Raw genomic sequence first — 12991 nt, 5'->3', positions numbered from 1 at the left:
GTACCGGCTACAGCTTCTCCACCGGTGCGTACCGCAGCAGCAGCCGCTTCGGCTTCGCCTCGCCGAAGTCGACCGTCGCCTCCGCGTTCGCACCCGTCCCCTTCACACCGACGACGGTCCCGAGACCGAACTGGTCGTGCGTGACCCGGTCCCCGACCGCAAGCGAGACCACCGGCTTCTCGGAGACACCGCGGCGCGTCGCGAACCCGGAGGCACCCGAGGCAGCGGACCGCGAACGTGAGGACGACAGCGACGCCGCGACACCCGAGACCGGACCCGACGACACGGGAGCCGTCGCGCCCGTGCGCTTCCACTCCAGGTGCGCGTCCGGGATCTCCTCCAGGAAGCGGGACGGCGGGTTGTACGAGGGCTGCCCCCACGCGCTGCGCATGGACGACCGGGTGAGATACAGCCGCTCCCGCGCGCGCGTGATGCCGACGTACGCCAGGCGCCGCTCCTCCTCCAGCTCCTTCACCTGTCCCAGCGCGCGCATGTGCGGGAAGACGCCGTCCTCCATGCCGGTCAGGAAGACCACGGGGAATTCGAGGCCCTTGGCGGTGTGCAGCGTCATCAGCGTGATGACGCCGTTGCCGTCCTCCTCGTCGGGGATCTGGTCGGAGTCGGCGACGAGCGCGACCCGCTCCAGGAAGTCGGAGAGCCCGCCCGCGGCCTCGCCCTCACCGGCCTCCTGCTCGAACTCCAGGGCCACGGCGGCGAGTTCCTGGAGGTTCTCGATACGGGTCTCGTCCTGCGGGTCGGTGGAGGCCTGCAACTCGGCGAGATAGCCGGTGCGTTCGAGGACCGCCTCCAGGACCGTGGCCGGGCCCGCGCCCGACTCGACGACCGTGCGGAGGTCTTCCATGAGCGTGTTGAACCGCTTGACCGCGTTCGTCGAGCGCGCCGCCATCCCGTACGCCTCGTCGACGCGGCGCAGGGCCTGCGGGAAGCTGATCTTCTCGCGCTGCGAGAGCGCGTCGATCATCGCTTCCGCGCGCTCGCCGATGCCGCGCTTGGGGACGTTGAGGATACGGCGCAGCGGGACCGAGTCCTCCGGGTTGGACAGCACCCTGAGGTACGCCAGGACGTCCCGGACCTCCTTGCGCTCGTAGAAGCGGACGCCGCCGACGACCTTGTAGGGCAGGCCGACGCGGATGAAGACCTCTTCGAAGACACGGGACTGCGCGTTCGTACGGTAGAAGACGGCGACGTCGCCCGCCTTGGCCTCCCCCTCGTCGGTGAGACGGTCTATCTCGTCGGCGACGAACTGCGCCTCGTCGTGCTCGGTGTCGGCGACATAGCCCGTGATGTTCGAACCCGCGCCCGCGTTGGTCCACAGGTTCTTGGGACGGCGGGATTCATTGCGCTCGATGACCGCGTTGGCGGCGGACAGGATCGTCTGCGTGGAGCGGTAGTTCTGCTCGAGCAGGATCGTCGTCGCGTCCGTGTAGTCCTCCTCGAACTGGAGGATGTTGCGGATGGTCGCGCCGCGGAAGGCGTAGATCGACTGGTCGGCGTCACCCACGACACACAGCTCGGCGGGGCCGAGGTCGTCCTCGCGGGGCGGCTCGTCCTCGGCGCGGATACCGCGCGCCGGGCCGACGAGCTCCCGCACCAGGGCGTACTGCGCGTGGTTGGTGTCCTGGTACTCGTCGACCATGACGTGGCGGAAGCGGCGGCGGTAGTGCTCGGCGACGTCCGGGAAGGCGCGCAGCAGGTTGACCGTCGTCATGATCAGGTCGTCGAAGTCGAGCGCGTTGGCCTCGCGCAGACGCGACTGATACATCGCGTACGCCTGAGCGAGGGTCTTCTCGAAACCGTCGGTGGCCTGGGCCGCGAAGTCCTCCTCGTCGATCAGCTCGTTCTTCAGATTCGAGATCTTGGCGCTGAACGACTTCGGCGGGAAGCGCTTGGGGTCGAGGTCGAGATCACGGCAGACGAGCGCCATCAGACGCTTGGAGTCGGCGGCGTCGTAGATCGAGAAGGAGGAGGTGAAGCCGAGTTTCTTGCTCTCGCGGCGCAGAATCCGCACACACGCGCTGTGGAAGGTCATCACCCACATCGCGCCCGCGCGCGGGCCGACGAGGTGCTCGACGCGCTCCTTCATCTCGCCCGCGGCCTTGTTCGTGAAGGTGATCGCGAGGATCTGGCCGGGATGGACACTCCGCTCGGCCAGCAGATACGCGATCCGGTGCGTGAGCACGCGGGTCTTGCCGGAGCCCGCGCCGGCCACGATGAGCAGCGGGGAGCCGGAGTGCACCACGGCCGCGCGCTGATTCTCGTTCAGCCCGTCCAGCAGTGCCGCCGGGTCCACGGCGGGCCGGTGCGCGCCGTCGCGGTAGTACGCGTCCCGGTCCGGCGGCACGTCGAACTTCCCGCCGAACAGATCGTCCGGAACGGGCTCCGGTACGTGATCGTCCTCGGGCGGCGGCGGGGGCTCTTCCTCGTGGGCCCGAGAGGGCTTGAGGTCCGCCAGGAAGCTGTCATCAAAGAGGCTGCTCATCGCTCTCCGAGTCTAGGCCGCCCCACTGACAGCCCGCCGCCACCCTGAAAACTCGACCGGATCTCGTGACGCGGATCGGAATGCGACCGGATCTCGTGAAGCGGCTCAGACCTTGACCCGGCCCGTGAAGCGGCTCAGACATTGACCGGGTCTCGTGAAGCGGCTCAGAAGCCGAGGATCTTCCAGAGCTGGCCGCCCGGCGTCTTCTTGCCCTCCAGCACCGTCCCGTCACGATCGGCGATCGACCAGGCCGAGACGTACACCTTCCCGTCGTACGGGTCCACGGCCACGCCTGCCGGGAACGGCACCCGCACGCTCGTACGTTTCCCGTGCGAGACCTTGGTCACCGCGCCCGCGAAGAGCTGGCTGACGTACAGGTCGCCGCTCTGGTTGAAGGCGATCCCGGTGATCGAGCCGAAGCCGCTCTTCCAGCCGAGGATCTTCCCGGTGGCCGGGTCGACCTTCCAGACACGGGCGGTGGGCGTCGTGGCCTCGCCGTTGAGCTCGCCGACGTACAGCTTGCCGTCGGGGCCGAGCGCCAGCGAGGTCGGGACGGACTCGTGTTTGTCATGGTCCGGGAAGACGGTGAACGGGCGGGCCTTGCCCCGGGGCGAGACGACCACCAGGTCGTTGCCGGCCGCGTCGGCGACGATCCTGCGGCCGTCCGGGAGCGCGAGGACGGCGTACGGGTTGGAGTCGACGGCGGTCTTGTGCGGGTTGTACTTGAGCTCGACGGCGGAGATGTCGGCGGCGATCGTCGCCTTGCCGGGAGCGATGCACAGGAGCTTGCCGAGGGCGTTCCAGGGCTTGCCCGTGGGGACCCCGGCCTCGGGCGGGGCCCAGGTCTCGACGCCCCAGACGCTGCCGTTCAGTGCCGAGACGCCGTCCAGGCCCGTCGCGAAGCCGCCGTCCTTGGCCGCCGCCGAGGGCAGTCCGTCCACCACCCGGTAGTGCTTCCAGGAGCCGCCGTCCCAGAAGACCTTGGTGACGGCGGCCGTGGTGCCGATGCACGTCTCGTCGCTCTCGGGCCCCGCGCCGATGCATTTCTTCCCGCCCCGGCCCGCCTCGGCGACGTACACATGTCCGTTGTCGTACGAGAGCTGGCGCGGGTTGTCGAGACCGGTCGCGATCACGCGGACGACCGGCTTTCCCCCGGCGTGGCCGCCGGTGGCGGTCGCTGGTGCGATGCCCCCGGTGACGGCGAGAGCGACTCCCGTGGCGACGACGAGTGCTGTGCGCTTCCTCATGCCGTACCCCCCTTTGCCCACCTCCACGGCATCCGACCGTGGCTGGCTGGAAGGTAGCGCCCGGAACAGGGCGGACGTCGCCACTCCGGACAACTCGCCACAGATCCCTCCGGATTGACCGCGTTGGGTAAAGCCCAGGGCTAAGGTCACGAAAATGTATCGGGCATATCGCACATCAAACTTCACAGAAGCCCCACGCGTTGGCTAGCGTGCCGGGCAGGCCGCTCGACACCCACCGGCGAACGACGCCGGGCCGTGCGGCCTCCGCTCAATCCGGTGCGCCCCTGCGGCAGCCGGAGCCGGGGACCCAACCGACCTTGGGGTGAATCGGTCCGACTGCCCTATGAGGCAAGGACCGTAGGGCAAACCTTCCGGATCCACCCGCCCGAACCCGACAGCTAACTCGGTAGGCGGATGACGGAAGGAGTCGCCTCTCTTGGCGTCGCATCGCAAATGGCGTCCTACGGGTACGCGCGTAGCAGGCATACGGACCCCCGCCCTCGCGACGGCGGCTCTCACCTCCGTCGCCCTGCTCTCCCAGACGGCGAACGCCGCGCCCTCGGCCGCACCCAAGCCGAGCCTCGAAGAGGTCGAGAAGAAGGTCAACGACCTCTACCACCAAGCCGAGACGGCCACCGAGAAGTACAACTCGGCCAAGGAGAAGACCTCCAAGCAGCGCAAGCAGGTCGACACCCTCCTCGACGACGTCGCCAAGCGCACCGAGAAGCTCAACACCGCGCGCGAGGAACTCGGTTCGTTCGCGGCGGCGCAGTACCGTACCGGGGCCGCCGCCCCCGACACCGCGACCCTCCTGCTCGCCGACGACCCGCAGGACTACTTCGACCAGACCCAGCTGATGAGCCGTCTGACCACCCGCCAGAAGGCGGCAGTCGACGACTACATCACCGAGCAGGCCGCCACCACCAAGAAGCGCGCGGAGGCCTCCAAGAGCCTGGAGACGCTGACCACCTCGCAGAGCGCGCTCAAGACGTCCAAGGCCGACGTCCAGCGCAAGCTCACCGAGGCGCGCGAACTGCTCTCGAAGCTGACCGCCGAGGAGAAGGCGCGGCTCGCGGCGATCGAGAAGAAGAAGCAGGAGGAGGCCGCGCGCAAGGCGGCGGAGCTGGCGCAGCAGCAGGCCGCCGCGGAGGCCGCGAAGAAGGCGGCCGAACAGGAGGCGTCGTCGAACACCACGAGCGACTCCTCGGGCACCACGAGCGACACGTCCGGCTCGACGACCACGGACTCCTCGTATGCGACGAAGGCGGCGAAGGCCCTCGCGTTCGCTCGTGAGCAGATCGGCAAGCCGTACGTCTGGGGTGCGACAGGTCCCGACTCGTACGACTGCTCGGGTCTCACCCAGGCAGCCTGGAAGGCCGCCGGCGTCACTCTCCCGCGCACCACCTGGGACCAGGTGAACGCGGGCACGACGGTCTCCCTCGCCGACGCCCAGCCCGGTGACCTGATCTTCTTCTACGACGACATCAGCCACGTCGGCCTCTACATCGGCAACGGCATGATGATCCACGCGCCGAAGCCGGGGGCGTACGTCCGCGAGGAGTCGGTCTACTACGCCGGCGAGTCGATCATCCACAGTGTGGTGCGACCGGCGTAAGCCGTTCCGCGAGCAACGCTTGATGCGGGGCACGCGCGCGTGGGGCCTTTCGTGCTCCGCGTTTTCGTGGTCCACGCGCGCTCGCATCCCGTTTTCGTACTCCACGCGCGCGTGCCCGGCGTTTTCACGCTCCACGCGCGCGTGCCCGGCGTTTTCACGCTCCACGCGCGCGTGCCCCGCGGGCAACTCGTCCGAAGATCCCTAGCATCAGGCGCATGCCAGCCATCTCCCAGCTCCGCGCCTGGTGGGCGCAGCGGCCGCCGGCCGCCGGTGCCGCCGTCATGGCCACCGGCATCGTCTCGGTCGGGCTGCATCTGACCGGCTACGAGGCCCTGTCTCGTATCGCACTGGCCCTGGCGTGCGTGGGCTGGCTCGCGCTCGCCGCGGACTTCGTCGCACGGCTCGTGTGGGAGCGCGCGCGGTGGGTGGAGGAGGCGTGCACACCTCCCGGGCTCACCGCCGTCGCGGCGACCACCGTGCTGGGGACTCGGCTGTCCGCGCTGGGGTGGCAGGAGCTGGCCGAGGCTCTCCTCGCGCTGTCGGCCGTGCTGTGGCCGGTGCTGCTCCTCGTCGTCCTACGGCAGTGGAAGCGTCGTATGCCGGGAGGGGTGTTCCTGGTGTGTGTGGCCACGCAGGGGCTCTCGGTGCTGTGCGCCACGCTCGCCGCGGCCGTGGGCCCGGAGTGGCTCGCGCATGCCGGGCTGGTGCTGTTCTGGCTGGGGATCGTGCTGTACGGGGTGGCGTTCGCGCACTTCGACGTCCGGGAGGTGGTCCGGGGTCCCGGGGACCACTGGGTCGCGGGCGGGGCGCTCGCGATTTCGGCGCTGGCCGGGGCCAAGCTCATCGCCGCGCACCACGTGAACCCGTACCTGTGGAACGACGACGACAGCGGCGTCCTGCGCGCCGCGACCGTCGCGCTCCTCGTGCTCGCCTTCGCCTCCTGCTGCGTCCTCGCCGTCGCGGAGCTGGGGTGGCCGAGGCTCGACTACGACGTACGGCGCTGGGCGACCGTCTTCCCGATGGGGATGATGGCCGTGGCGACCCTGTCGGTCACGGCCGCGGTCGGCGTCTTCTGGCTCAAGGGGCCCGGGCAGGTGCTGCTATGGATCTCGGTGGCGGCGTGGCTGGCCGTCGCGGCGGGAGCGGTCCACGTGATGATCATGGCCGGATCGGACCGCCCGCCGGGATCGAACAGGCCGACCGGCCCGCTCAGGTCCAGAGCACCGCGATGAAGATGTTCGCGGTGGTCAGCAGGCCGACGAGCCCGAAGAGGCCCTTGTCCACCTTCTCGTCGTCCCGCTTCACATAGACGAGCCCCAGGATCACGATCAGCAGGGCCAGTTTCACGCCGATCTTGATGTTGTTGACCGGGTTGTCGTCGGCCTGGTTGAGGCCGACCAGGACGACGCCCGTGACCAGCATGGTCAGCGCGCCGTGCAGCATCGCCGGGACGAAGCGGGCGGTGCCCTGGCCCATCGCCTTCATCTGGGTGAGGAAGCCGCCCAGGAGCGAGGCGATGCCGATGATGTGCAGGCCGACGAAGAGATGGATGAGTACGTCCATGAGGCCGGAGCCTAATCGGACGCCCAGGTCCCTCTTGTCACCGGGCCATCCCTTGTAACCCATAGCACCGGGGCAACCCCGGTTGTCCCGGATTCGGCGCATCGGTCATCGCACTGCGTGAAGTCGGCGGCGCAGGGCCGGGATCACGGTCACATACGGTCACTGGGCGGTCCAGTGGCGCCAGTTCCGTACATGGCGTTACCAACCCCTCACTCTCAGGTTTAGCGTCCTCCACCAGGTGACCGGCTCCCCACCGCCGCCCGGGCCAGGGGCGGCCGTCGGCCACCACCGCCGAGAAGGTCCGGCGGCGGCCCGCTCCCCCTGTGTGGGCCGCCGCCGGACGTGTCACCGCTTGACCGCGCTCCCCTCGCGGTCGTACGGAAGGATGTGGGCCCTCGTGGCAGCGCACCGCAAGCCCAGTCAGCGCTCGCTCGGTGGAAACACGGCCCGCACAGCCGCCACGATCGCCCTCGCGGGCGCGGCGACGGCGACCGGCTTCGACGGGACCGGGCACGCCGATCCGCAGTTGTCTCCGGCGCAGGTGAAGGCCAAGGTCGACAAGTTGTACGAGGAGGCGGAGGTCGCCACCGAGAAGTACAACGGCGCCAAGGAGAAGGCCGACCAGGCGGAGGAGCGGCTGAACGCGCTGCGCGACGAGGCGGCGCGCAAGGAGGACCGGCTCAACTCGGCGCGGGACACGCTGGGTTCGATAGCCGCGGCGCAGTACCGCAGCGGCGGCCTCGACCCCGCGCTGCAACTCGCGCTCTCCGACGATCCCGACCAGTACCTGGACGGGGCCGCGTTCGCCGAGCGGGCGGGCAGCCGGCAGGCGGCGGCCGTGGCGAGCGTACGCAAACAACTGCGGGAGATCGAGCAGTTGCGCGGCGCCGCGCATGTCGAGCTCGCCTCGCTCAAGTCGCGGCAGTCGGAGCTGAAGCGGCACAAGAAGACGATCAACGGGAAGCTCGACGCGGCACGGCGGCTGATGTCACAGCTCAGCGCCGATCAGCGCGCGCGGCTCGGGGAGTCCGGGGGCGTCGGACAGCACGCCTCGCGCTCCTCGGCCCGCGACCTCGCCCAGGCGTCGTCGTCCGGCACGGTCGCCGCCCCCAACTCCCGTGCGGCGGCGGCCGTCGCGTACGCCTACGAGAAGCTCGGCAGCCCCTACGTCTGGGGCGCCACGGGCCCCGACGCCTTCGACTGCTCCGGCCTCGCCCAGGCCGCGTACCGCTCCGCGGGCATCTCCCTGCCGCGCACGACCTATGCGCAGATCAACGCCGGCCGGCGCGTCTCACGCTCCGAGCTCCTCCCCGGCGACCTGGTGTTCTTCTACTCGGGCATCAGCCATGTGGGCATCTACGTGGGCAACGGCATGATGATCCACGCACCGAACCCGACGGCTCCGGTACGGGTGGCTCCGATCGACGAGATGCCGTTCGCGGGGGCTACTCGGGTGGTGTGACCCCGGGGCCTCCAGGTGCCCCGCGTGGACTCTCAGTGGAGGTCTCGTAGTGCGTCGCCGATCGCGGCCACGCCCTCGGCGATGGCCGTGGCCGGGGACGCGGCGTAGCCGAGGAGCAGGCCGGACGGGCCCGGGCGCCGGCGGTGCCAGGAGAGCGGGTGGGTCTTGACGCCGCGGGCCAGGGAGGCGGCGGCGAGGTCGGTGTCCGTCCACGTGGGGGCCGGGCCTTCCTCGAAGGTGATCAGCAGGTGGAGTCCCGCCGCGGCACCGTGCACGACCGCCCCCGGCAGGTGGTCGCGGATCGCCGTGATCATGGTGTCGCGCCGCCGCCGGTGGCGACGGCGCAACAGCCGTAGATGCCGCTCCAGCTCGCCCGACTCCATGAGCCGGGCGAGTACGAGCTGGGGCAGGGCGGCGTTGCCGAGGTCGGCGAAGCGTTTGGCGGACACCAACGCGTCGTGGAGGCGGGGCGGCGCGAGCACCCATCCCGTACGGAGCGCGGGGGCCAGCAGCTTGGACACGCTGCCCGCGTAGCAGACCCGCTCGGGCAGCATCGACCTCAGCGCGGGCACGGGCGGCCGGTCGTAACGGTGCTCGGCGTCGTAGTCGTCCTCCACGATCAGCCCGCCGTCCCCGGCCCATCGCATCAGCGCCCGGCGCCGCGCGCCCCCGAGCACGACCCCGGTCGGGAACTGGTGCGCCGGCGTGAGCAACACGGCTCGGTGCGCCCCGAGTTCGTCCACCCGTACGCCCTCGGCGTCGACGGACACGGGCGGCGTACGCAGCCCCTGGCGCCGCAGATGCTGCCGGACCCCGAGCGAGCCGGGGTCCTCCACGGCGATCTCCTCGGTCCCGTCCTCGCGCAGCACCTGCCCGATCAGCGCCAGCGCCTGCGCGGTCCCCGCCACGACGATCACCTCGTCGGGCTCGACCCTGATCCCCCGGTTCCGCGCCAGCCAGTGCGCGACGGCCCGCCGCAACTCCGGGGTTCCCCGCGGATCCCCGTACCCGAACCCCGACGCGGACAGCCCACCGAACACCTCCCGCTCGGCACGCAGCCAGGCCGCCCGCGGGAACGCGGTGAGGTCGGGGACGCCGGGCGAGAGGTCGATACGGGCGGGGGCGGCACGGATCAGGTCGAAGATGTCGTCGCCGGGTGGGGTGGCGAACACCCCTTCAGAGGCGGCGAGTCGGCGGGTTCCGGAGGGCAGGGTGTCGGTGTCGACGGCAGGGTATGCGCGCCGCTCCGGGGCGCGGGCCGGCTTCGGTTCCGGCTCCGCCGGCAGCACGGGTGCCGCCACGACGACCGTCCCGTTGCGACCTCGGCCCGCCACATGCCCGTCCTCCGAGAGCCTGTGGTACGCCTCTGTCACCACCCCACGGGAGACGTGCAGCTCGGCGGCGAGGACCCGGGTCGCCGGGAGGCGGCTCCCGATCGGCAGCAGTCCGTCGGAGATCGCCCGCCGCAGCTCCCGCGCAAGCCAGTCGGCACGACCGCCGAACGGGGCGTCACCGATGTCGAGTTGGAGAAAGTCGGACCCTGCCGATTCGCCGCCTATGGACCTGTCATCGGGGTCACCATTGGACCTGTTCACCGAGCCATTCTCGACCGAAGCTCGGCTCATGACCACGCCGATCGACTACGTACACGGCTACTCCGCCCACGAGACCCGCCGCCTCGGCGACCAGGCCGACACGCTGGCCGCGCTGCTGCACTCGGGCACGGCCTACCCAGCGGGCAGCAAGGTTCTCGAGGTCGGCTGCGGAGTGGGCGCTCAGACGGCGCACCTGATGGCGGCGAGCCCTCAGGCGCACTTCACGGCCGTCGACATCTCGGCCGACTCCCTCGCCCAGGCCCGCACCCGCGTGACGGCCCAGTACCCCGACGCGCACGTGTCCTGGCACCAGGCGAACCTCTTCGAACTGCCCTTCCCCGACGCCTCCTTCGACCATGTCTTCGTCTGCTTCGTCCTGGAACACCTGGCCGCCCCGCGTCATGCCCTCACCGCCCTGCGCCGCGTGCTGCGACCCGGCGGCACCCTCACCGTCATCGAGGGCGACCACGGCTCGACGTTCTTCCACCCCGACAGCGCGTACGCCCACGCGGCGATCGACTGCCAGGTCCAGCTCCAGTCCACGGCGGGCGGCAACGCGCTGATCGGCCGCGAGCTGCACCCGCTCCTCACCGGCGCCGGTTACGCGGACGTCGTGGTCCGCCCCCGCGCGGTCTACGCGGACCGCTCCCGCCCCACCCTGGTGAACGGCTTCACCCGCAACACCTTCATCGCCATGATCGAGTCCGTACGCGAAGACGCCCTCGCCGCGGGCCTGATGACCCCGTCGGACTGGGACCGGGGCATCGCGGACCTGCACCGCACGGCCACCGCCGATGGCACCTTCCACTACACGTTCTTCAAGGCCCTCGCCGTGAACCCCGGTGATGCGGTCGACTAGACCAGCCGCCGCGCCGTCGCCCAGCGCGTCAGCTCGTGGCGGTTCGACAGCTGGAGCTTCCGCAGCACCGCCGAGACATGGGACTCGACCGTCTTGACGGAGATGAACAGCTGCTTGGCGATCTCCTTGTACGCATAGCCACGGGCGATGAGGCGGAGGACCTCGCGCTCACGCTGGGTGAGGCGGTCGAGGTCCTCGTCGACGGGCGGGGCGTCGGTCGAGGCGAAGGCGTCGAGGACGAATCCGGCCAGGCGGGGGGAGAAGACCGCGTCGCCGTCCTGGACACGGAAGATGGAGTCCACGAGGTCCGTGCCGGTGATCGTCTTGGTCACGTATCCCCGTGCGCCGCCGCGGATCACCCCGATGACGTCCTCCGCGGCGTCCGACACCGACAGCGCGAGGAAGCGGACCGGCTGCTCGGCGGCGGCCATCAACGGGGCGCAGCGGCGCAGCACTTCGACACCGCCGCCGCCCGGCAGATGGACGTCGAGCAGGACGACCTCGGGCCGCGTGGCCGTGATGACCGTGACCGCCTGGTCGACGTCGGCGGCCTCACCGACCACCTCGACGCCGGTCCGCTCGGTCTGCCCGATCTCGGCCTGCACGCCCGTACGGAACATCCGGTGGTCGTCGACGAGCACGACTCGCGCACGACGCCCGCCCCCGGCACCGGCCGACTCGGCCGCGTCGACGGCCTCTCCGGATGCGGCGGCCGAAGGGGTCTCCTCAGCAGAACTGCCGGACTCCACAGGCCTGTTCGCGTCGCTCATGACGTCTTCTCCGCCCTCTCCATCTCCAGCTCGACCTCCGTGCCGCCGTCCGGTACCGCGCGCAGTCGCGCCGTACCGCCGTTGCGCTCCATGCGGCCGATGATCGATTCTCTAACGCCCATGCGGTCGGCGGGTATCGCGTCGAGGTCGAAGCCGGGGCCGCGGTCACGGACGGACACGAAGACCGTCCTGCCCTCGACTTCGGCGTAGACCTGCACCGCGCCGCCCTCGCCACCGTACTTGGCCGCGTTCACCATCGCTTCCCGCGCGGCCTGCATCTGTGCGGTCAGGCCCTCGTCGAGCGGACAGTCGCCGACGACCACGACCTCGATCGGGACACCGTGCTTGTCCTCGACCTCGGCGGCATGGCGCCGGACCGCCTCCGCGAGGGTGTCGGGCTCCTCGGCCTCGTCCTTCCCTGTCCCCTCCGGCTTGTAGAGCCAGCCGCGCAGGTCGCGCTCCTGGGCGCGGGCGAGCCGTCGTACCTCGTTGCCATTGTCCGCGTTGCGCTGGATCAGGGTCAGGGTGTGCAGCACGGAGTCGTGGACGTGGGCCGCGACCTCGGCCCGCTCCTGGGCGCGGATGCGCATCAGGCGCTCCTCGGAGAGGTCCTGGGTCATACGGACGAGATAGGGGCCGGCGAGCAGCGCTATGCCGACGAGGACCGCGAGAGCGGCCTGAAGGACCGAGCCGAGATGGGCGGCCGAGCCCTGGAGGACGAATATTCCGGAGACTCCGGCCGTCACCAGCAGGACGCCTGCCGCGGAACGCAGCAGCGTGAGCGTACGGCGGCGGCGGCCGACCTCCACCCAGCGGGCCCGCCGCGCATTGTCCGCCTGGCGCCAGACCAGGGCGACGCCCGCGCCGACGAGGACCGTCGGCCACAGATATGCCTTGGCTCCACCGCCGAGGTTCACATTGCCGACGAAGACCATGGCCACGACGACCATGAGAAGCAGGGCCACGATCTGGCCCCTGTCCGGCTTGCGGGCCACCAGTCTGCGGCGGCCGTCGGGGGCGGTCTCCGTGCTGAAGGCCGGCGTACGCCCGGAGCCGACACCGCCGACGCCGAGCGGCACGAAGAACCAGAACGCGGCATACAGCAGCGCCCCCAGCCCGTCCGCCATGAACAGTCCGACGAACACGAGCCGCACCCAGATCACGGGCAGCCCGAGGTGCCCGGCGAGCCCTCGCGCCACGCCCCCGAGCCAGCGTCCGTCGCTGCTGCGGTAGAGCTTGCGCGTGGGCCGCGGGTCGTCGAGGGGCAGGGCTGCGGCTTCCGGCATGCCATCGATGTTCACACGCTTGGCGGGCCCGGGCATCAGGGTCGACCCCCGAGACGCCCCTGATCTTCGGAAAACCATCGAGCGATCCTCGGGA

10 protein-coding genes and 1 riboswitch are annotated in these 12991 nt (G+C 70.5%); of the genes, 4 read left to right on the top strand and 6 right to left on the bottom strand.

Annotated features, from left to right (window positions below; all coding sequences use genetic code 11):
• Positions 1-7: 7 nt before the first annotated feature.
• Positions 8-2500, bottom strand: coding sequence for a DNA helicase PcrA (gene pcrA / locus AB5J53_RS29605; RefSeq protein ID WP_369248668.1), 2493 nt, complete (start codon positions 2498-2500; stop codon positions 8-10).
• Between the two features lie 164 nt (positions 2501-2664).
• The gene (locus AB5J53_RS29600) at positions 2665-3747 is read right to left on the bottom strand and encodes a ScyD/ScyE family protein (RefSeq protein WP_369248667.1); all 1083 of its coding nucleotides are present in this window, start codon (positions 3745-3747) and stop codon (positions 2665-2667) included.
• Between the two features lie 255 nt (positions 3748-4002).
• Positions 4003-4176: riboswitch (cyclic di-AMP (ydaO/yuaA leader) on the top strand.
• 7 nt (positions 4177-4183) lie between these two features.
• Here AB5J53_RS29600 and AB5J53_RS29595 point away from each other — a divergent pair.
• Together AB5J53_RS29595 and AB5J53_RS29590 are read left to right on the top strand one after the other, a co-directional pair.
• Complete coding sequence (locus AB5J53_RS29595) at positions 4184-5362, top strand: NlpC/P60 family protein (RefSeq protein ID WP_369248666.1); 1179 nt, start codon at positions 4184-4186, stop codon at positions 5360-5362.
• A gap of 215 nt (positions 5363-5577) precedes the next feature.
• On the top strand, positions 5578-6594 hold the full coding sequence (locus AB5J53_RS29590; RefSeq protein ID WP_369248665.1) for a tellurite resistance/C4-dicarboxylate transporter family protein: 1017 nt from the start codon (positions 5578-5580) through the stop codon (positions 6592-6594).
• Here the strand turns inward: AB5J53_RS29590 and AB5J53_RS29585 are convergent.
• Complete coding sequence (locus AB5J53_RS29585) at positions 6572-6925, bottom strand: hypothetical protein (protein ID WP_369248664.1); 354 nt, start codon at positions 6923-6925, stop codon at positions 6572-6574. The genes AB5J53_RS29590 and AB5J53_RS29585 overlap by 23 nt on opposite strands.
• A gap of 397 nt (positions 6926-7322) precedes the next feature.
• Here AB5J53_RS29585 and AB5J53_RS29580 point away from each other — a divergent pair, with 397 nt between their 5' ends.
• Positions 7323-8387: an NlpC/P60 family protein gene (locus tag AB5J53_RS29580; RefSeq protein WP_369248663.1), complete on the top strand. Its 1065-nt coding sequence runs from the start codon at positions 7323-7325 to the stop codon at positions 8385-8387.
• 32 nt (positions 8388-8419) lie between these two features.
• Here the strand turns inward: AB5J53_RS29580 and AB5J53_RS29575 are convergent, their stop codons facing one another.
• On the bottom strand, positions 8420-9982 hold the full coding sequence (locus AB5J53_RS29575; RefSeq protein WP_369248662.1) for a PLP-dependent aminotransferase family protein: 1563 nt from the start codon (positions 9980-9982) through the stop codon (positions 8420-8422).
• A 28-nt stretch (positions 9983-10010) separates the two neighbouring features.
• Between AB5J53_RS29575 and AB5J53_RS29570 the strand changes: the two genes are divergently transcribed.
• On the top strand, positions 10011-10841 hold the full coding sequence (locus AB5J53_RS29570) for an L-histidine N(alpha)-methyltransferase (protein ID WP_369248661.1): 831 nt from the start codon (positions 10011-10013) through the stop codon (positions 10839-10841).
• Here the strand turns inward: AB5J53_RS29570 and AB5J53_RS29565 are convergent.
• Entirely contained in the window at positions 10838-11611 is a 774-nt protein-coding gene (locus tag AB5J53_RS29565; protein WP_369248660.1) for a LuxR C-terminal-related transcriptional regulator, read from the bottom strand. The two genes, AB5J53_RS29570 and AB5J53_RS29565, sit on opposite strands and share 4 nt — an antisense overlap.
• On the bottom strand, positions 11608-12933 hold the full coding sequence (locus AB5J53_RS29560; RefSeq protein WP_369248659.1) for a PspC domain-containing protein: 1326 nt from the start codon (positions 12931-12933) through the stop codon (positions 11608-11610). The genes AB5J53_RS29565 and AB5J53_RS29560 overlap by 4 nt, the downstream gene beginning before the upstream one ends.
• Between the last annotated feature and the right edge of the window lie 58 nt (positions 12934-12991).

Source organism: Streptomyces sp. R41 (assembly GCF_041053055.1).
In the GTDB taxonomy this organism is placed as follows: Bacteria; Actinomycetota; Actinomycetes; order Streptomycetales; family Streptomycetaceae; genus Streptomyces.
The sequence above is the reverse complement of the archived record's forward strand: the minus strand, read 5'-3'. Positions and strand labels throughout refer to the sequence as shown.